This is a genomic window from Actinoallomurus soli (assembly GCF_024055715.1).
Classification (GTDB): Bacteria; Actinomycetota; Actinomycetes; order Streptosporangiales; family Streptosporangiaceae; genus Actinoallomurus; species Actinoallomurus soli.
Genome location: NZ_JAMXMV010000014.1, coordinates 185,985 through 205,201, shown reverse-complemented (window position 1 = coordinate 205,201; position 19,217 = coordinate 185,985). Strand labels below are relative to the sequence as shown.

The following is a 19,217-nucleotide window of genomic DNA, read 5'->3' as shown; positions in this document are numbered from 1 at the left end:
GGTGATGAGCCTGGACCCCACCGGCAAGGGCCGCAAACGCTGGATCACCCGCTGGAAAGCAGCCCTGAACGCCTTCGAGATCACCTTCGAAGGCCGCCTGGCCGCCGCCCGCAACTAGACCCCGCAAGATCGAGTTACACCGTTAACTGGACAGACCCTCGGCGAGGCGGCGCTGCGGAACCAGGTGGGCGACCCTTCGGTGATGAACGCCCAACTGCAATGCCTAGCCGAGGCTGCCAGGGACAAGGCCGTAGAGCTACGGGTGCTGCCCGAGTCAGCGGGGGCCTATCTTTGGCTGGCGGGGCCGTTCGATCTATTCACCCTTCGTCCACCAGGGCGTCTCAGCGTCACGGCGGTCGAGCATTTCACTGGGAGTCTCTTCGTAGAGGATGAGGCAGAGGTCACCGGACATGCTGAGATTTTCACGAAGTTGCTCACGGTTTCGCTGGATGAGGATCTGTCGCGAGAACTGATCGAGATAGCGTCAATGCCATGATGACTCCTGTATTGACCCGCGCTTCATGGCGTAAGAGCACTCACAGTGGCGGGAACGAGGGAAGCTGCGTCGAGGTGGCCGTCGTCGGTCTGACGATGGGAGCAGGTGCGTAGAAGGGCCGGTGTCTGCCCCGTCAGCGGGCGACGGGTCTGCTGTGGGTCGCGTGGTCCTGTCCTTCCGGCTCTTCCGTGAGGGTGGAGCCGGGGGTGTGCTGGATGGTCACGATTGCGGCGATGGCGATGATGCCGGCGACAATGGGGACGGCGCCGGGCCCGGAGAGCCCGAGGGTGAGCCCGCCGACGGCGCCGGCGGTTGCGACGCCGAGGAACTGGGCAGAGAACTGCAGGCCCAGGGCCAGCGAGCGCTGGTCGGGGGCGAGGGTGGCCAGCCGGGTTTGCTGGCTGATGCCACCGGACCACCATGCCGCACCGAAGATCAGAACGATCGGGTACGCGATGACGGTGTCCGCCGTGGTGTGCGCGTGCACGCCGGTCAGCAGGGCGAGGAGCCAGATCATGACGGTGACGACGAGCACGACGGCTCGCAGCACTGAGCCCAGCGGGAAGCGGGCGAGCGCGTGCCCGATCAGCCGGCCGCCGATGAGTCCGCCCCCGCCGAAGACCACCATCAAGATGGCCACACCGGTGCTGCCCGCCCCGATCGCGGTGCCCATGACCGGTGACAGGTACGTGTAGACGGTGTAGGAGGCAAGGAACAGACCGAAGGTGGTGGCAAGCGCCGACCGGATCTGCCGGTGTCCCAGCAGTGCGAGCCGGCCGCCGGCCGGTGCCGGGGGCGCCGGTACGTCGGGCAGGAAAGCCCCGACCACGAGCGCACTGAGGACCGCCAGGCCGGTGACGAACAGGAAAGACCCTCGCCAACCGAAGGCGGACCCGATGATGGTCCCGATGGGTGCGCCCGCCGTCAGCGCCAACGCGTTACCGGTGGCGGTGACCGAGAGCGCGCGGGGCAGCAGCTCGGGCGGGGTCAGCGCGGCGGCCGCCGCGGCGGCCGGGGCCAGGAACAGGGCCGCGCCGCCGGCGGCAAGTATTCGCGCGGTGATCAACACGGCGATGTCGGGCGAGAGCGCGGCGAGCAGGTTCGCGGCCGCGAAGAACACGGCGGCGCCGATCAGCACCCGCTTCGGCGGGACTTTATGGAAAAGCCTGATCAGCGGCGGCCCGCCGAGCGCGTACGCCAGGGCGAAGACGGTCACCATTTGGCCGCACACCGCGACCGAGGTGCGCATGTCGTGGGCGACGGAGGGCAGGACGCCCGCGATCACGTAGCCCTCCGTTCCGACGGTGAAGGTGCCGAGAGCAAGGAGATAGATCCGTGGGTTCAGCTCGGACATGCGTTCAACGGTACAACAATCGTTGAACCTTTGGATATCCTTCAGTCATGCGCGACGTCTTCCATGCCGATCCGGCGGATGTGACCCTGGCGGCCGCGATGCACGGGCTCAGCGATCCGCTCCGCCTGCGGATCGTGGCGCTGCTGGCCCGCAACGGGGAGACCGAATGCTCGGAGATTCGCCGCGAGCTGGACATCAGCAAGTCCAACACCTCCCATCACTTTCGAATCCTGCGCGAATGCGGCCTGCTGCGCCGCATCAACCATGGGCAGCAGCAAAGCGCCAGACTCCGCGCGGATGAGTTCGAGGCCCGTTTCCCCGGCCTGCTCGGCGCCGTCCTCGACAACATCGAATCCGATCAGCAACAAGCCGGCGCCTGATCCTGAGCCGCAACTCAGCCGAGCCCGCCCGATTCAAGCCACTGATCTCCAGCTACGCACCCACGCCCCACCTGACCTCGCCGTAAGCCCTGATGGCCGACGGCATCGACCCATGACGGTGATCGGCACGCCAGACGGTCCGGCGAACGTTCGTGATCAGCGCGGCCACGTGCCGTGTCAGGCTGGAATTGCGACAATGCGGTATGGCCAAGCCGATCTTGAACGTGGTGAGCGGGGCGCCCGGGACGGGTAAGACCACGCTGGCTCACCGGCTCGCGCAGGAGCTCGGCTGCCCTGCGGTCGTCCGCGATGAGATCAAGCAGGGGATGGTGCTGGCCACGCCGGGATTCGACCCGACCGGGGACGACCCTCTCAACCTGCCGACCCTCGGCGTCTTCTTCGACGTCCTGGCCACGCTGCTGAAGGGCGGGGTGACCGTGGTCGCCGAGGCGGCCTTCCAGGACCGGGTCTGGCGCCCGAATCTGGAGCCCCTCGCCGGGATCGCCGACATTCACGTCATCCGCTGCATCGCCCCGGCGGCCACCGCTCACGATCGGATAGCCCGTCGTGTCGCCGGCGATCCCCACCGGTCCGCGCACGGAGACCGGAGGCTCCTCGCGGCGATCGCCGACGGGCGGCACTCCATCGACTCCTTCGTCCCGATCTCTCTTGACGTTCCCACCTTGCCGGTGAACACCGGTGACGGATATCAGCCGGACCTCCCGGAGATCGTCGCCTTCGCCCGAGCCGGGAGCCCGGGACGGCCCCGGACTCCCGGCTCCGCGCCAGGGGCGCAGCCCGCGTGAGCGATGCCCGTTTCAGCGCACGCCCTGGCCGGTGTGGGAGAGGCCATGGACCGGGGTGATCGGTATCAGGCGGTGGCCGTCCTCGTGGGCGATGACACGACCGGCGGTCGGCGGTGGGAAGTGGGTGCCGAGGACGAGGGTGTCCGTGCCCGCGAGCGCGTTGAGCAGGGAGCGGCGGGTGGCCTCGGCCTGTTCCGGGTCGATGTCGACGCAGCTGCCGATGGCGGGGTGGGCGAACTGGACGGGGTGGTGGACGCAGTCGCCCGTGATCAGTGCCGTTTCGCCGTGGCTGCTCAGCTGGACGGCGATGTGACCGGGGGTGTGCCCCGGGGTGGGCAGCAGGCGCAGGCCGGGGACGACCTCGGTGCCCTCGGCCGGTACGTCGACGAGGTCGAGCAGCCCCGCGTCCTCGACCGGGTGCACTGAGTCGCGGAACATCTGCCGTCGCGGCTCGTCCATGTCGTAACCGGCCCAGAACTCCCGCTCGACCCTGGAGGTGACGTAGCGGGCGCGGGGGAAGGTGGGAACCCATGCCCCTTGTTCTTCGCGCGTGTTCCAGCCGACGTGGTCGGTGTGCAGATGGGTGAGGATGACCAGGTCAACGGACTCCGGAGAGAAGCCCGCGCCGCTGAGGCGCGCGAGGTAGTCGGTCCTCAGGTCGTGCCATGCCGGGTTCGCCCGCGTCTTGCCGTTGCCGATGCCGGTGTCCACGAGGACACGAAGCCCGCCCACCGAGAGCGCGAAGCCATGACTGTCGATGCGCAGGACGCCTCGGTCGTCGGCGAAGTGGGGACGCAGCCAGTCCTGGCGTGTGACCACGTCCGGGGTGGCGCCGGGCAGCAGCCAAGGGCCGGTCGCGGGCGGCAGGAGGATCTCGTCGACGCGGTGGACGGTGATGTCGCCCACGGCCCATGAGGCGGTGGTGGCGGCGGCGCCGGACTCCTTGAGCGGTGATGTCCGCATGCGCTGTTGGTTCCTTTCTTCATCGGGATGCATCGATCGGGCTTCGTCGTGAGGCCGTGAGCGCCGCCATCGCCACGATGGCGAGGAGGGCGGCCGCCGTGGCGTAAGCGTGGGATGCCGTCCCCAGCCCGTACCGTCCGGTGGCGGCACCCGCGGCGATGGCGGGAAGGCTCATCGACAGGTAGCTGAGCACGTAGTAGGCGGCCAGGGTCGCGGCGCGGTCTCGTTCGGAGAGCGCGGTGAGCGTCATGCGCAGCGCCCCTTGGGACACGGCACCGAAGGCGATTCCGGCCGAGGCCGCTCCGCCGAACAGGGCGGGCAGGCCGCCACCGTGCAGACTTCCGAGAGTCAGCGCCGTGGCGGGTACGACGGCCGCGCACCCGGCCGTCGCCGCGACGGCCGGCGCCGTACGCCGCACCGTCCACACGGTGAGCGCCGCCGTGGCGGTGACAGTGAAGAAGATCAGGCCGCCGGCCGCCCCGGGGCCGCCGGGAGACACCAGGCGGGCCAGCGCCGGCCCGAGGGACGAGTAGAAGCCGCCCAGCGCCCAGACCGCGGCGACCCCGGCGCCCGTGAGTCGCAGCGCGTGGCGGGCCGAGGACGGGACGGACAGCTGCGGGCGCAGAGAACGCCACGCGCCGGCGTGCCGGCGGGCCGTCTCCGTGGTGAATGCGACCGCGACGGCCTGGACGGCGAACAACGCCGCCAGCAGCACGTACACGGTGGCCGTGGGGTCCGGCGCGAGGCGGAGCAGAAGCGTCGAGGCGAGCACGCCGACGGCCATGCCCGCCACGGGGGCTATGCCGTTGGTCAGGGCGGACCTGCCCGGGCGCGAGGGATCTTCAAGGTCGAGCAGGGCGGCGCCCGCCGCGCTGGTGGCCGCGGCCGTGGCCGCTCCCTGCAGGATCCGGGCGGCGATCAGCGCATTGGAACCGTCCGCCGTGGCGAGCAGCGCCATGGCCACGGTCTCCAGCACCAGCGCAGCCCCCAGGACGGGGCGCCGCCCCAGGTGGTCGGAGAGCGCTCCGGTGATCAGCAGGGCCAGCAGCAACGTCAGGGAGTAGGCGCTGAACACCAGCGTGATCGTCAGGGTGGACAGGCCCCACTGATGCTGGTAGCGGGGGTAGAGCGGCGTCGGCGCGCTGGACGCGGCCAGGAGGGCGACCAGGATCGAGGTGTCCAGGACGAAGGACGCGCGGTACGCCCGCCGTGTGCGGACCGGCGAGCGGCGGCACCGTGCAAGCGCGCCTGGTGAGGCGATGAACATGAGACTCCTCCCGCGAAGCACAAAGGCTAGGGATTTGCGTTAGGTCACGATAGTTCCTATCGTGGCCTAACGCAAACGCTTAGCTTTTGGTGGAGCGTCGTACCACCACTCCGGCTCGAACAGGAGGAACACCCGTGTCCGCCACTGAACTGACGCCGCCAGAGGCCGCCCGATGGGCCGCCCGCGCCGGGCTCCCACTGGCAGGCGACCGCCACGGCCAGGTCGCGGTCATCGCCGACCACATCCACTCGGTGGTCTCGGTACTGCGGGAACTGGACTTCGGAGACACCCCGCCCGCCATCGCGTACCGGATGGGAGAGGAGAACCACGATGCGGCCGTATGAGCTGTCCCTCGCCGCCGCCGCGGACGCGATACGGGCCCGGCGAGTGTCCCCTGTCGAGCTGGTGGACTCGGTGCTCGACCGCATCGAGCAGGTGGAGCCGCACCTGCGCGCGTATGTCACGGTGACGGCGGAACGCGCACGCCGATCCGCACGCGAGGCCGAACGCGAGGCCGCGGCCGGCCGCTTCCGTAGCCCGCTGCACGGGATCCCGGTGGGACTGAAGGACCTGATCGACGTCGCCGGCACGGCGACCACGGCGAGTTCCCGCGTACGGGCCGGTCACCGCGCGGAGACCGACAGCGCGGTCGCCGCGCGCCTCACGGCGGCCGGCGCCGTCCTGGTCGGCAAGACCCACACCCACGAGTTCGCCTACGGGCTCACCACGCCACAGACGCACAACGCCTGGGACCGGGACCGGGTCGCCGGCGGCTCCAGCGGCGGATCGGCCGTCGCCGTGGCGGCGGGTACCGCGACCTTCGCCCTGGGGACCGACACCGGTGGATCGATCCGGGTGCCCGCCGCGCTGAACGGAGTGGTCGGTCTCAAGCCGACGTACGGCCTCGTTCCCCGACACGGCGTGACGTCACTGTCCTGGTCCCTGGATCACGTCGGCCCCATCACGCGCACCGTCGAGGACGCGGCCCTCGTACTGCCCGTCCTGACCGGGCATGCTCCCGGCGACCCCGCCGGCCTGCCGAACCATCGGCCGCCCTCCGAGGGCGATCTGTCGGGACTGCGCATCGGCGTGCCGCGCAACTACTACTTCGACCGCGTCGGCCCCGACGTCGAGGCGGCGGTCCGGCGCGCCATCGACCGGCTGGAGGCCCTCGGCGCACGGCTCGTCGAGGTCGAGATTCCGATGACCCGCTACATTCAGGCGATCCAGTGGGGACTGATGGTCCCTGAGGCCACCGCCTACCACGAGAAGGCGCTGCGTGACACCGCCGGACTGTACGCGGCGGACGTCCGCATCCTCCTGGAAGCGGGCGCGTTGATGACCGCCGGGGACTACCTGCGCGCCCAGCGGGCCCGGACGCTCATGCGGCAGGCGTGGGCACGGATGCTGCAGGAGGTCGACGTGATCGCCGCGCCCGCGGTCCCGGCGACCGCGGTGCGGGCCGGCGAAGACTCCCTCACGTGGCCCGATGGCACGGTCGAGAGTGTCTCCGACGCCTACGTGCGCCTTTCGGCCCCGGCCAACATCACCGGGGTGCCCTCACTCTCCCTGCCGGTCGGCCGCGACCGGCAGGGGATGCCGATCGGCATGCAGTTGCTCGGACGGCCCTTCGGGGAAGCCTCGCTCTTGCGTGTGGGCCACGCGTACGAACGGACCGAGCCCGCCCGCGAGCTCGCGCCGGCGGTGTGAGGCCGCCCGTGCGCCGGCCGCTCTCCACCGGCCGGCGCACACTTAGAAGCTACGTCTTTGCTTTAGAGTGAAAGGCATGAGTCGCGCGATGGTGCGTCCCGGCGGGCGCAGCGCCAGGGTCCAGCATGCGGTGCACACCGCCGTACGCGAACTCGAGGCCGAAGTGGGCCGCGACGCACTGACGGTGCCACTGGTCGCCGCACGCGCCGGTGTCACTCCGTCGACGATCTATCGTCGCTGGCGTGACCTGCAGCAGTTGCTGTCGGACGTGGCGGTCGAGCGCCTGCGGCCTGACGCGGCGCCGGATGACCGGGGAGACCTGGCGTCGGATCTGGAGACCTGGGCCGAGCAGTTCCTCGACGAGATGGCCTCTCCCCCGGGCCGCGCCTACATCCGCGACGCACTGCTCGGAGACCCGGACGGCGGCAACGCGGGCCAGTGCTCGGCATACGCCGCCGAGCAGATCGGCGTGATCCTCGCTCGGGCGGCCGAACGCGGGGAGAACACCCCGGGCATCGAGTCGGTCATCGACGGCGTCGTCGCACCGATGATGTACCGCATCCTGTTCCGCCCCGGGCGGCTGGACGCCTCGTACGCGCGGCGGCTCGTGGCGGACCTCCTCGCCGCGTCCGGCCGTACGGGCGGGTGACCTGCCTGCGTCTCGCGCACACCGCCGGCGTGTCACGGATTCCGCTGCTGACGCGGGAGGCCGTCGATCATCAGGCCGAGGGTGAAGTCGAAGCGATCGTGGGTGGTGCCGGCGGTGAGCTCTTCGGCGTAGCGCTTGGTGTGGGGAAAGGTATCGGGCAGGGCGGCGAATCGGTCCAGTAGTTCGTCGCGGCTGACGACCCAGGCGTGGTCACTGCGGCTGAGCCGCCTGTTCACCAGGGAGATCTCGAGGCTGTAGGCGTTGACGTAGAGCATCAGTGAGTCGATCGCCCAGGCGGCGGTCTGCGGGTCGATGCCCCCGGCGAGCAGGATGGCGAGCATCCCCTCGCTGACGCGCAGCGTGTCCAGATTGGACGGAGCGGCGGCGAAGGCCGCCCGGGAGATGCCCGGGTAACGCAGATACTGGTCGCGCAGCTGGGTGCAGACGTCGATGATCTGCCGCCGCCAAGTGACGGCGTCCGGCTCGGGCAGGTCGATCTCGGCGCACAGACGGCCGATGAGCAGCTCGTCCAGGTCCTCTTTGTTGACCACGTGGGCGTAGAGCGACGACGGCCCGGTCTCCAGCTCAGTGGCCAGGCGCCGCATCGTGAGGGCTTCGTATCCCTCTTTCTCCACGATGCCGAACGCGGTGCCGATGATGGCGTCGACCGTGATCGGTCTCTTGCGCCCGCCGGACGGTCCGCGCCGGGCCGCGGGTGCGCTCGAGCCGGTGCCGAGCCGGTGCCGCGCTGCTCGCCGTTCCTGCGGAGTCGGTGACATGCGGACAGTCTAGCGAACAGACGAACACCGTTCTGCATGAAGAACATTGTTCGCCTTGTTAGGAACGGTGTTCTATTGTAGAACGGTGTTCGTGTCCATTGACCAGCGCTCATCGCAAGCGCCCACCTCCAGCACACTGCCGTTGCGCACCGCCTGGCTCGTCCTGGCCGTCGTGTTCCTGGCCGACCTCATGGATCTGATCGACTCCAGCGTCGCCAACCTCGCCGGCCCCTCCATCCGCACCGACCTCGGCGGCGGCCAGGTGACGGTGCAATGGGTGCTGAGCGCCTACACCGCGGCCTTCGCGCTCGGCCTGATCACCTCAGGACGGCTCGGGGACCTGCTCGGGCGCCGGCGGCTGTTCCTGCTCGGCATGACCGGCTTCACCCTGACCTCGCTCGCCTGCGGTCTCGCCCCCGACGTGGTCTTCCTGATCGTCGCCCGCACGCTGCAGGGCCTGTGCGGGTCGGTCATGATCCCGCAGGGGCTGGCCCTGGTGAAGATCGTGTTCCCGCCCCGGCACCTGCGCAGGGCACTGATGCCGATCGGCCCGCTGATGGGCCTGGCCACCGTGGCCGGGCCCATCCTGGCCGGCTGGCTGCTCCACCTGGACCTGCTCGGCAGCGGGTGGCGCTCCATCTTCCTGATCAACGTCCCGTTCGGCGTCGTCGCCGCCGCGCTCGCCTGGCGTGTGCTGCCCCGCCGCGGCGGGGAGGACCCGGCCGCCCGCCTCGACCTCCCCGGCGTCGGCCTGCTCACCGCGGCCTCGGCGCTGCTCATCATCCCGCTCATCCAGGGACGTAACCTCGGCTGGCCCGCGTGGACCTACGTCATGATGGCCGCCGCGGTCGTCCTGTTCGCGCTGTTCGTCGTCTCCGAACGGCGCAGCGAGCACCCGGTCATCACCCCGTCGCTGTTCCGCAAGCGCAGCTTCGTCGTCGGCCTGGTGATCGTGGCCGGATTCCACGCGTCCCTGAGCGCGTTCGTCCTCGTCGTCAACCTGCTGCTACAGCTGGGCATGCGCTGGACGCCGCTGCACACGGGCTTCACGCTGATCCCCTGGGCTCTCGGCACCGCCGTCGCCGTCCTGCTCGCAGGCGCCGTACTCGCCGAGAGGCTGGGACGCGCCTGCCTGCACCTGGGGCTGGCCATCGCCGTCATCGGCCTGCTGGCCCTGTGGTGGTCGATCGCCCACTGGGGCGCCGGCATCACCGTCGGGAAGATGGCGCCCGCGCTGCTGCTCACCGGCTTCGGCTCCGGGCTGGTGTTCGTCCCGCTGGTCGACTTCATCCTCGGCGACGCCACCCCCGAAGAGGTCGGCACCGGCGCGGGCATGCTCAACGCCGTCCAGCAGTTCGCCGGCGCCCTCGGCGTCGCCGCCCTCGGCACGGTGTTCTTCGCACGGGTCGGGCACCCGTCCGTGCACTCCCATCTCGCCGCCGCGGAGCTGGTCTTCGGCATCGCCGCGGGCCTGAACCTCCTGACGCTGCTGCTGGTGGGCCTCCTGCCCAGGAACGCCCAGCAGGTGCACGGTTGACCCCGAGGCCGGCGTTCGATCCCGGCCGGTCGCGCGACCGGCCGGGATCGGCAGCTCCGGTGTGACCGCGCGGGGACGGCACGAAAGGTCGGTGTTCGCCGAGTCCCGAACACGCTCGCGTGCCGGGTCTAGGGTCGGGCAGATGAGCACCGCCTCTTCCCCTTCTCCCCCCGACCGCGACCCCGAGATCGTCGCCCGCCGGGCATCGTCGTTCGGCGGTCATGCCGCCGCCTACGCCACGGAACGCCCGGGCTATCCCGATGAGGCGGTGCGCTGGGCGCTGGAGCCCGTCGTGGCCCGCGGATCATTGCGCGTCCTCGACCTGGCGGCCGGAACCGGCAAGCTCACCGAGGCGCTGGTGCCGTACGCCACCACGCTGGTCGCCGTGGAGCCCGACCCCGGCATGCTGGCGGAGCTGCGCACCCGCCTGCCGGACGTGCGGGCGGTCATGGGAACGGCCGAACGGATCCCCCTGGCGGACGGGTCGGTCGACGCGGTCCTGGTCGGGCAGGCGCTGCACTGGTTCGACCTCGACCGCGCGCTGCCGGAGATGGCGCGGGTGCTGTCCCCCGGCGGCGTGCTGGCCTGCCTGTGGAACGTCGACGACCATCGGGTCCCCTGGGTCGGGGGCCTGAAACAGGTCTCCCGGAGCACCCTGAGCCTCGGGGACTGGCAGGCCGAGCGGGCGTTCACCCCCACACCGGAGTTCCCGGCGGTCGAGTACGCCGAGTTCGCCCACGCCCAGCGGCGGACCGCCGAGTCGATGGCGGCGACCATCCGCACGCACTCGCACGTACTGATCCTGCCGGAGGACGAGCGGGCGGCGCTGATGGCCAGGATCCTCGACTACCTGCACACGACACCGGAGACCGCGTCCGGGGAGTTCGACCTCCCGATCGCCACCGTGGCGATCCGGTCCGTCCTCGCCGGGTGACGGCACTGCGGCGTCGTGGCCGATCGCGGTTCAGGCGTTGGTCTCCATCAGCTCCGGTGCGCGCCTTCCCAGCCGTAGAGCGCCGTCGCGGCCGGTGACCACCGTGTCCCCCCAGTAGATGTACTTCCTTCGATCGCGGGTTCGGACCATGGGCTTCACGATGAAGGTGGAGTTCTCCTCGATCGGCCAGTTCCGCATCAGGTCGTTCCGGGTGTGGCCGAGGACCGCCATCGGCGAATCATCTCCCAGCCCGCGAGCATGCATGATCAGGCGACACTCGTGGTCGTCGGTCGAGAAGCGGGCGGCGACGTCGACGATGTCACCGACCGTGTTCCCGGGACGGAGACTCTCGTAGCACGCGGCGAGGGCCTCCTGTTGCAGCGAGAACATCCGCTTGTACTCCTCCGGCGCTCTTCCGACGAACATCGGTTGCGCGATCTGCGCGATGTAGCCGCCCCACCGAGCCTCCGCCTCGGTGCAGACCATGTCGCCGGCACGGAGCACGCGGCGTGAGGGCATGTGCTGATTGGACGGGGGCTGAGGCCGGCCCGCCGACCAGAGGATCATGGTGGGGATCTCACCACCGCCCTCGACCATGCTCGCGAGCATGCGGGCGTACACCACGTTCTCCGGCACACCCGGCCCGGCCTCGCGGTGCATCACCGCCAGCGCCCGTTCCACCAGCGCGTCCGCCGCTCGCATGAAGGACAGCTCCTCGTCGCTCTTGACGAACCGCGCGCGCTCCATCACGAGGGTGGCGTCGACGAACTCGGCGTCAGGGAAGTTGCGCCGCAGCCCGTCGACGATGCCGAACGACGTCACGCCCTCCGGAGAGCGTGTGTTGCCGGCGAGCCCGGTGATGCCGATCCGGGCCGTGCCGAGATCCAGTTCCCGGAGCCGCTCGATCGCCGTTCCGGCGTAGCCCCAGCCGACGGTGGCCAGGCGGATGTCGTCGACCCAGTCCTGCCTCTCCCGCCAGAAGCGCACGTCCACGTTGGGACCGGTGATCGCCGTGACCTCACCGTCGAGCGGGAACACCGCCGCGGCCGGGAAGCAGTTGCCGCCGATGCCGGTGAGGTAGCGGACGTTGGCCTGGAGCTGGTCGAACAGGCCGGTGTTCGGGGGAACGAAGATGGCGTCCAGCCGCTCCTCTCGCATCAACGCCCGTACGCGCCGCCACCGTTGATCGCGCTCCGCCGGCGAGAAACGGGGCACGTCCGATGTCAGTTCCTGGTGCATCGCTCTGAACCCTCCTCGTAGGGGAGAAGCGGGATCGGCGCCGCTTCACAGGAGCTTGTCCAAGGTGATCGGCAGATCACGGACGCGCCTGCCCGTGGCGTTGTAGACGGCGTTGGCCACCGCCGCGCCGACCCCGGTGATGCCGATCTCACCGACGCCGTGCGCTCCCATGGGCGAATGCGGGTCGGGGATGTCGGTCCACATCACCTCGATCTCCGGCACGTCCATGTGCACGGGCACGTGGTACTCCGCCAGGTTCGGGTTCATGATCCTGCCGTGGCGCTCGTCGAGATGCGTCTCTTCCATGAGCGCGAGTCCGAGGCCCATGATGATCCCGCCGCGGAACTGGCTCGCCGCGGTCTTGGCGTTCATGATCCGGCCGCAGTCGAACGAGCCGAGGAAGCGGCTGATCCGGGTCTCGCCCGTGACGGCGTTGACACGCGCCTCACAGAACATCGCGCCGTAGGAGCGCATGGACCAGTGCGTCAGCTCCAACGGCGGCGGCCCGGACGCCTCCACGGACACTTCGCCGCGGCCGGCCCGGGCCAGGATGTCGGTATAGCTCTCGAACCGGCTCGGGTCCTCGAGCTTGTGGAGGCCGCCGTTGACGCAGCCGACCTCCTCGGGCCTCAGTCCCGCGAGCGGAGAGTCGTGGCCGGCCAGCTCGATCAGCACTGCCAGGAGAGCGCGGTGGGCCGCGCTGACCGCCCCGCCGATCACGGCCGTCTGCTGCGCGCCGCCGGCCATGATGAGGCCGGGCAGGCGGGAGTCGCCCTGCCGGACCGTCACCTGATCCAGATCGAGGCCGAGCCGCTCGGCGGCGACGATGGCGGTCGTGGTCTCGGTGCCCATGCCCATCTCGTGCGCCGCCACGTCGATGATCACGCGGCCGTCGGCGGTCAGGGTGATCCGCGCCTCGCCGCCGGGCAGCCGGATGTAGGGATGGCTCGCGGTGGCCACCCCCATCCCGACCCTCCATTCGCCCTCGCTTCGTGTTCCCGGCCTGGGGCTCCGCTCGGTCCATCCGAACCGCTCGGCGCCCACGCGGTAGGCCTCCAGCAGGTGCCGGGACGAGAAGGGCAGGCCGGAGGTCGGATTCCTCTCCGGCTCGTTCCGGACTCTGAGCTCGATCGGGTCCATGCCGAGGCGGTCCGCCAGTTCGTCGATCGCGCACTCGAGCCCGAACGAGCCGACGGCCTCCCCGGGCGCCCGCATGAAGGTGTTGGCGAGCATGTCCATGTGCGCCGCCTCCACCTCCAGCGTGAAGCTGCGGGCGGCGTACAGCGAACCGGTCGAGGTGATGAAGGGCTCGGGCGGCATGGTGTTGTGGCGGCCCATGGCGACGACGCCGGTGTGGACGAGGGCGTCGAAGCCGCCGTCCGGCCGGGCGCCGATCGCCACCCGTTGCTCGGTCTTGGTGCGCCCGCCCACCACGCGATAGACGCCCTCGCGGGTGAGGGCGGCACGGACCGGGCGTCCGGCCAGCTTCGCCGCCGCGGCGGCGAGGATGTGATGGGACCAGAGGGATTTGCCGCCGAAGCCGCCGCCGACGTAGGGCGAGCTGACGTGAACCTGGTCCTGCCGCAGGCCGAACGCGTAGCCGAGCGACCAGGCGGTGTGGACCACCGCCTGGCTGGCGTCGTGGACGACCAGCTCGTCACCGTCCCAGGCGAGGGTGACCGCGTGCGGTTCGATGGCGTTGTGGTTCTGGAAGGGGGTCCGGTAGATCTCGTCGACCTTCACCGGCGCGGCCGCGAGCGCCGCCTCCGCATCGCTGATCTCGGTCTTCAGCGGCCGGCCGTAGTGGAACGTGGGGTGGCGGCCGGCGGCCTTGGCCTGTTCGAAGGAGGTGACCGCGGGCTCGGGCTCATAGCCGGCGCGGATCAGGGACGCGGCGTGGTCGGCCTGTTCCTGCGTGTCCGCGAGCACGACGGCGATGGGCTGGCCGTTCCAGTGGATCCGGTCGTCCTGCATCACCGGCAGGGTGTCGCCGGCCACCGCCTTGCCTTCGGTGTACCACTCCGGGAGCGGTGTGATCTTCGGCGCGTTCCGGTAGGTCATCACCAGGACCACCCCGGGCGCCCCCTCGGCGGCGGCGGTGTCGAGCTCCGTGATGCGTCCCTTGGGCACGGTGCTGAATGCCAGGGCGGCGTACACCATGCCGTCGAACCGGAACTCGGCCGCGAAGGTCGCCGCGCCCCGCACCTTCAAAGGCCCGTCGACCCGCGAGACTCGAGTGCCGATCGTGCCGGACCTGTGCCGGCTCAGCGGGTCGGGGGCGCGGCCCGGCCCCCAGTCGTCCGGGGCCGGCCCGACCGCCGTCTTCACCGCGGGCCGGGCGGCATCGTGGTTCTCGCTCATGGCTGCTCTCCCGCGAGGTCGGTCAGGACCGTCGTGATGGTCCGCTCGGCGAGCTCGATCTTGAAGGCGTTGTGGCGAAGCGCGACCGCGCTCGCCAGCTCTTCCTCGGCGGCGCGGCGGAAGCGTTCCGCGGTGGCCGGGCCGCCCCGGAGCGCGGCTTCGGCCGTCCAGGCGCGCCAGGGCTTGTGGGCGACCCCGCCGAGCGCGATCCGAACATCGCTCACGATCCCGTCCGTCACCTCGATCGCCGCGGCGACCGAGACCAGGGCGAAGGCGTAGCTGGCCCGGTCCCGTACCTTCCGATAGGCCGAGGACGCGGCGAGTGCCAGGGCGGGCAGTTCGACGGCGGTGATCAGCTCGCCGGGCTCCAGCACGGTGTCCAGGTCGGGCCGGTTCCCCGGAAGCCGGTGCAGGTCCGTGATCGGCAGCGTCCGTTCACCATCGGCGTTCCGGAGGTGGACGGTCGCGTCGAAGGCCGCCAGCGCCACGCACATGTCGGAGGGGTGAGTGGCGACACAGGCCGCCGAGGCGCCGAGGACGGCGTGGCCGCGGTTGAAGCCCTCGATGGCGTCACAGCCCTGTTCCGGCCGGCGCTTGTTGCACCGTGAGCCGTCGTCGTAGAAGTAGGCGCAACGGGTGCGTTGCAGGATGTTGCCCCCGACCGTCGCCATGTTGCGGATCTGCGCCGAGGCGCCCGCGACGATCGCCCGGGCCAGGGCGGGGTATCGGGTCCGCACCGCGCGGTGCTCCGCGACGGCAGCGTTGCGTGCCGCCGCGCCGATCAGCAGGCCCCCGCCGATCTCCTCGATGGCGGTGGACAGACCGGTCACGTCGACCAGGGCCTCCGGACGCTCGACCGTCTCCCGTGCCAGGTCCACGAGGTTGGTGCCGCCGCCGAGATATCTGGCGCGACCGCCGTCGGCGAGCCGGACCGCGTCGGCCGCGTCGGCGGCCCGGGCGTAGGTGAACGGCCTCACGACGCCCCGTCCCCGTAGGTCGCCGCGATGGCCTCCACGATGCCGTTGTGCGCGCCGCAGCGGCAGAGGTTGCCGCTCATCCGTTCCCGGATCTGCTCGCGGGTGAGTACGACCGTCTCCTCCGCCAGGTCGGCGGTGACGTGGCAGGGGGCCCCGCGGTTCGCCTCCGCCACCATGCCGATCGCCGAGCAGATCTGGCCGGGCGTGCAGTAGCCGCACTGGAAGCCGTCGTGCTCGACGAACGCCTGCTGCAGCGGGTGCAGGGTGTCGTTCTCGGACAGACCCTCGACCGTGGTGATCCGGCGGCCGTCGTACTGCACCGCGAGCGCCAGGCAGGAGAGGATGCGCTCGCCGTCGGCGAGCACCGTGCAGGCGCCGCAGGCGCCCTGGTTGCAGCCCTTCTTCGTTCCGGTCATCGTCAGACGCTCGCGGAGGAGGTCGAGCAGTGACACGCGCGGGTCGGGCGGGACCTCGGTCGCGACTCCGTTGATCACGATGGGCATGGCTCCTCCTTGCGGCCGGCGCTTCGGCTCTGAGGTCGGGCGCGCCATCACGGCGATGAGTGTGCGGCTCCCCCGGCCCGGTGATCCGCTGTGCCCGGTGGCGTGGGGCGGACGGTGTCGTCCAGGAATTGACGGATAGGCTGTCCGCCATCAGGTTAGCGAATACCGGATAGGCTGTCCATCACCCTTGAGCGGCAGTACGACCAGACGGTCGGGTACGCCACCGCGCTCCGGCTCCGTACGCCACCTGCTCCAGTCCGCGCCAGCTCGCGCGTTGGTGTCAGGAGCGAAGGGCGCGCAGGCCGGTGCGGATTTCGCGGACCAGGATCTCGGGCTGTTCCAAGGCCGCGAAGTGGCCGCCCTTCTCGGCCTCGCCGTAGTGGATCAGGTTGCTGTAGGTGTCTTCGATCCAGTTTCGTGGCAGGCGTGGGATGTCCTTCGGGAAGACGGTCACCGCGACCGGAAGCGTCAGCTTCGGGCCGGCGAAAGTGGCCGATTTGTTCTCCCAGTAGATGCGGCCGGACGACGCTGCGCTGTTGGTGAACCAGTAGAGGGATATCGCGTCGAGCATGTCGTCCATGCTGAGGGTGTCCTCGGCGAGCCCGTGGTTGTCGGTCTTGGACTGGAACTTCTGACGCGCACCGGCGCAGCACACGACCACGTCGACGAGGCGTGCCGGGAGATATCCGGCCTGCGTGGCGGCCGCCCCTCCTACTGAGAGAGGTCTCCCAGATCACGGGCGGCTGCGTCGGCACGTACGCCCGCGGCCCTTCGCCGTACGAAGGGCCGGTCGGTGTCCCGTAGATCACGTGCGGGTCCGGCCGCTCGCAGGACGACGTCCAGGACACGCTCGGCGTCGGCCGCGTAGGCGTTGCTGAACCATGCCTCATTGGCCTCGACGACGGCGAACCGGCCGCCGTCAAGGATCCCGACATCGACGACCACGGCGCTCGGGAGCCCGCTCCCCAGGTGGTTCAGCAGTTCGGCGCCGAAGCCGATCGCGCGGTGGCCTGGCGGCAGCGGTGCGCTGTCGAGGATCCCGGAGACCGCGTAGCGGCTCGCGGCGTGCACCTGGCCGTCCAGGACGTGGAGGCGGTACTCCTCGGTGAAGATGACCGGTTCGGCGGACAGCACGGGGAGTCCGGCGGGAAGGTGCGCCGGCAGAGCAGCGCCGTCCGGGCGCACCCCCGCCGGGAACGCCTTCCCGGCGGCCGGCTTGACGAAGCGGGGGGTACGTTCCCGCCGGGACTGCCCCAGGGTGATCAGCTCGACGTGTCTGCCGGTGAAGTACGCGGGCAGGGCCGCGAGCAGATCCAGAGGCGGGTCCAACAGGGCCATGTCCAGCGCGGCCGTCACCGCGTCGGCGAAGCGCTCGCCGCCGTACAGGTGGGCGCGGCCGCTCAGGTCGGCCGGGATCGGAGGACCGGGCAGCGTGCGCACGTCCATTCCCCGCCACACGGCCGCCTCCGCCAGGAGCCGGCCCGTGGTGGTCGCGACGGGCGGCAGCAAGAACGATCGGGGTGCGCTCATCCGGGGATCCTTGGAACGGGGCCGATGCGGGAGAGGGCCGGCTCAGCTGAATGCCAGAACACGATCGAGCGCCACCCGGCCGGCGGGTCCCCATGTCGGCTTGCCGCCGGGAATGCCTCGTTCCCCGTTCTGGCCCATGAGGATCAGGAAGAGGCTCTTTAGAGCGGCCAACCCGCGGGCGCGCCGGATCGTCGCCTCGTCCGCCTGCGCGTACGCCTCGAAGAACCGTGAACCCGCGCCCGCCGGAAGGAGCAGCCACGCGGCCGCGAGGTCCCACGCCGGGTCGCCGGCGCACATGTCGCCGAAATCGATCACGCCCGAGAGCGTCCCCTCCGAGACGACGACATTCGCGGGATGGAGATCACCGTGCAGCCATACCGGCGGAGCCTCCCACTCGGGGGCCGCGACGGCATCGTCCCAGACGTCCCGGATGGCCCGGACATCGGCGGTAACGCCGCCGGGGACAACGGCCCGCAAGAACTCTTCGAAGCCGTCCGTGCACTTCTTGGGGTGAGCACCGCGGTCCGAACCGGCCGGCGCCCCGGCGGGCGCCGCCACGTGGAGGGCCCTGAGGAAGCCCGCCAGAGTGCCGGCCGCGTGGTCGTCGCGGCTGATCGAGGCGCAGTCGAGTGGCGCGCCGGGAACCCACGTCATCATGCTCCAGTGCCTCGGGAAGCGCGCGGACGGCTCGCCGATCCGCACAGGAGTCGGCACCGGGAGCGGAAGACGCGGGGCCAGGACGGGCAGCCACCGGCGCTCCTTGCGCTGGAGAGCCGGGGCACGTTCCGTGCGCGGCATGCGCACGGCCAGCTCATCCCCAAGGCGCCACATCCGGTTGTCCCAGCCGCCCGCTACCTCGCGGATGGGCAACCCCGCAAGGTCCGGGTGCTGGTCCCTGAGGAGATCGTGGACCAGCTCTGCGGTGATCTCGATCTCGGAGTCGGCCATGCGCAGCCACAGTACGCGAAACGGGGCGGGCGGCGCGGGCACTCACCCCCCGCCGACGGGCCGGGACGACGCCGGAGCGGACGGGCCGGCCGCGCGGGGAGCGGGTCAGGCGGCGGTGAGGCGGGCCCGCAGCCGGTCACGGGCGGCGGGCCACTCCGAGGCGAGCATCGAGTAGCAGACGGTGTCGCGGACGGACCCGTCGGGCAGGACGCGGTGGCTGCGCAGCACTCCCTCGCGGCGTGCGCCGAGGCGTTCGATGGCGCGCTGGGAGCGTTCGTTGCGGTGGTGGGTATGCCAGCCCACCCGGAGAGCGCCCAGCACGTCGAACGCCCGCTCCAGCAGCAGGAGCTTCGCCTCGGTGTTCAGGGCGGTCCGCTGCCAGCGGACGCCGATCCAGGTGTGCCCGATCCACAGGCCGCAGTGCACCGGTTCGGGGTCGTAGTACGACGTGGTGCCGGCGACCTCCCCGGTGACGGTGTCGATCTGCACCCACGGCAGCCGCGCGGCGCCGACCGCGCGCAGGTCCTCCTCGACCATGCGGCGCATCTCCGCGACGTCGGACGGCTGCCGGACGTTCAGCCACCTCCAGACCTCGGGGTCCTTGCCCGCCTCGTACAGACCCTCCGCGTGCTCGGGCCGGAGCGGCTCGAGACGGACGTGCCGCCCGATCAGCGAGGGACGTTCCAGCCATGCGCTCCCATTCATGGCTGGCACCGTAGAGCCGTTTCAGAGCACCCGGAAAGGGCCAGTCCACGCGGATTCGCGGCGACCACTCGCGGCTCAC

20 protein-coding genes and 1 pseudogene are annotated in these 19,217 nt (G+C 70.8%); 9 read left to right on the top strand and 12 right to left on the bottom strand.

Features of this window, described 5'->3' with window-relative positions; all coding sequences use genetic code 11:
• Positions 1-169 precede the first annotated feature (169 nt).
• Together NDW01_RS29990 and NDW01_RS44480 are read left to right on the top strand one after the other, a co-directional pair.
• Positions 170-496: pseudogene (locus tag NDW01_RS29990) on the top strand (DUF5753 domain-containing protein); the annotation flags it as partial.
• A complete protein-coding gene (locus NDW01_RS44480; RefSeq protein ID WP_406567771.1) occupies positions 493-609 on the top strand; it encodes a DUF397 domain-containing protein in 117 nt (38 codons plus the stop codon). The pseudogene NDW01_RS29990 and the gene NDW01_RS44480, both read left to right, overlap by 4 nt.
• A gap of 20 nt (positions 610-629) precedes the next feature.
• Here the strand turns inward: NDW01_RS44480 and NDW01_RS29985 are convergent, their stop codons facing one another.
• The gene (locus tag NDW01_RS29985; protein WP_252827667.1) at positions 630-1,850 is read right to left on the bottom strand and encodes an MFS transporter; all 1,221 of its coding nucleotides are present in this window, start codon (positions 1,848-1,850) and stop codon (positions 630-632) included.
• A gap of 47 nt (positions 1,851-1,897) precedes the next feature.
• On the opposite strand from NDW01_RS29985, the gene NDW01_RS29980 reads away from it, so the two are divergent.
• Both NDW01_RS29980 and NDW01_RS29975 read left to right on the top strand, forming a co-directional pair.
• Positions 1,898-2,230: an ArsR/SmtB family transcription factor gene (locus NDW01_RS29980; protein WP_252827660.1), complete on the top strand. Its 333-nt coding sequence runs from the start codon at positions 1,898-1,900 to the stop codon at positions 2,228-2,230.
• 203 nt (positions 2,231-2,433) lie between these two features.
• Positions 2,434-3,036, top strand: a complete 603-nt coding sequence (locus tag NDW01_RS29975; RefSeq protein ID WP_252827652.1) for an AAA family ATPase — start codon at positions 2,434-2,436, stop codon at positions 3,034-3,036.
• Between the two features lie 12 nt (positions 3,037-3,048).
• On the opposite strand, the gene NDW01_RS29970 is transcribed toward NDW01_RS29975, so the two are convergent.
• Both NDW01_RS29970 and NDW01_RS29965 read right to left on the bottom strand, forming a co-directional pair.
• Positions 3,049-3,999, bottom strand: a complete 951-nt coding sequence (locus tag NDW01_RS29970) for an MBL fold metallo-hydrolase (RefSeq protein ID WP_252827651.1) — start codon at positions 3,997-3,999, stop codon at positions 3,049-3,051.
• Positions 4,000-4,018: 19 nt separating this feature from the next.
• A complete protein-coding gene (locus tag NDW01_RS29965; RefSeq protein WP_252827644.1) occupies positions 4,019-5,266 on the bottom strand; it encodes an MFS transporter in 1,248 nt (415 codons plus the stop codon).
• 134 nt (positions 5,267-5,400) lie between these two features.
• On the opposite strand from NDW01_RS29965, the gene NDW01_RS29960 reads away from it, so the two are divergent.
• From NDW01_RS29960 to NDW01_RS29950, 3 genes are all read left to right on the top strand, one after another.
• Positions 5,401-5,610 (top strand): hypothetical protein, encoded by a 210-nt coding sequence (locus NDW01_RS29960; protein WP_252827642.1) that lies wholly within the window; start codon positions 5,401-5,403, stop codon positions 5,608-5,610.
• Positions 5,597-6,976, top strand: coding sequence for an amidase (locus NDW01_RS29955; RefSeq protein ID WP_252827636.1), 1,380 nt, complete (start codon positions 5,597-5,599; stop codon positions 6,974-6,976). Before NDW01_RS29960 ends, NDW01_RS29955 begins: the two co-directional genes overlap by 14 nt.
• Before the next feature lie 76 nt (positions 6,977-7,052).
• Entirely contained in the window at positions 7,053-7,625 is a 573-nt protein-coding gene (locus NDW01_RS29950; protein ID WP_252827635.1) for a TetR/AcrR family transcriptional regulator, read from the top strand.
• 32 nt (positions 7,626-7,657) lie between these two features.
• Here NDW01_RS29950 and NDW01_RS29945 read toward each other — a convergent pair whose 3' ends face one another.
• A complete protein-coding gene (locus tag NDW01_RS29945; protein WP_252827633.1) occupies positions 7,658-8,404 on the bottom strand; it encodes a TetR/AcrR family transcriptional regulator in 747 nt (248 codons plus the stop codon).
• Between the two features lie 85 nt (positions 8,405-8,489).
• Here NDW01_RS29945 and NDW01_RS29940 point away from each other — a divergent pair, with 85 nt between their 5' ends.
• Both NDW01_RS29940 and NDW01_RS29935 read left to right on the top strand, forming a co-directional pair.
• On the top strand, positions 8,490-9,941 hold the full coding sequence (locus NDW01_RS29940; RefSeq protein WP_252827631.1) for a DHA2 family efflux MFS transporter permease subunit: 1,452 nt from the start codon (positions 8,490-8,492) through the stop codon (positions 9,939-9,941).
• A 142-nt stretch (positions 9,942-10,083) separates the two neighbouring features.
• On the top strand, positions 10,084-10,875 hold the full coding sequence (locus NDW01_RS29935) for a class I SAM-dependent methyltransferase (RefSeq protein WP_252827622.1): 792 nt from the start codon (positions 10,084-10,086) through the stop codon (positions 10,873-10,875).
• Positions 10,876-10,905: 30 nt separating this feature from the next.
• Here the strand turns inward: NDW01_RS29935 and NDW01_RS29930 are convergent, their stop codons facing one another.
• From NDW01_RS29930 to NDW01_RS29895, 8 genes are all read right to left on the bottom strand, one after another.
• On the bottom strand, positions 10,906-12,114 hold the full coding sequence (locus tag NDW01_RS29930) for a M24 family metallopeptidase (protein ID WP_252827620.1): 1,209 nt from the start codon (positions 12,112-12,114) through the stop codon (positions 10,906-10,908).
• A gap of 45 nt (positions 12,115-12,159) precedes the next feature.
• A complete protein-coding gene (locus NDW01_RS29925; protein WP_252827617.1) occupies positions 12,160-14,475 on the bottom strand; it encodes a xanthine dehydrogenase family protein molybdopterin-binding subunit in 2,316 nt (771 codons plus the stop codon).
• Positions 14,472-15,452, bottom strand: a complete 981-nt coding sequence (locus NDW01_RS29920) for an FAD binding domain-containing protein (RefSeq protein WP_252827611.1) — start codon at positions 15,450-15,452, stop codon at positions 14,472-14,474. Before NDW01_RS29920 ends, NDW01_RS29925 begins: the two co-directional genes overlap by 4 nt.
• Positions 15,449-15,955 (bottom strand): (2Fe-2S)-binding protein, encoded by a 507-nt coding sequence (locus NDW01_RS29915; RefSeq protein ID WP_252827607.1) that lies wholly within the window; start codon positions 15,953-15,955, stop codon positions 15,449-15,451. The genes NDW01_RS29920 and NDW01_RS29915 overlap by 4 nt, the downstream gene beginning before the upstream one ends.
• A 280-nt stretch (positions 15,956-16,235) precedes the next feature.
• A complete protein-coding gene (locus tag NDW01_RS29910; RefSeq protein WP_252827606.1) occupies positions 16,236-16,535 on the bottom strand; it encodes a hypothetical protein in 300 nt (99 codons plus the stop codon).
• A 131-nt stretch (positions 16,536-16,666) separates the two neighbouring features.
• A complete protein-coding gene (locus tag NDW01_RS29905) occupies positions 16,667-17,485 on the bottom strand; it encodes an ATP-grasp domain-containing protein (RefSeq protein WP_252827604.1) in 819 nt (272 codons plus the stop codon).
• Between the two features lie 42 nt (positions 17,486-17,527).
• Positions 17,528-18,433, bottom strand: a complete 906-nt coding sequence (locus NDW01_RS29900) for an aminoglycoside phosphotransferase family protein (RefSeq protein WP_252827602.1) — start codon at positions 18,431-18,433, stop codon at positions 17,528-17,530.
• A gap of 105 nt (positions 18,434-18,538) precedes the next feature.
• Positions 18,539-19,138: a GNAT family N-acetyltransferase gene (locus NDW01_RS29895; protein ID WP_252827600.1), complete on the bottom strand. Its 600-nt coding sequence runs from the start codon at positions 19,136-19,138 to the stop codon at positions 18,539-18,541.
• Between the last annotated feature and the right edge of the window lie 79 nt (positions 19,139-19,217).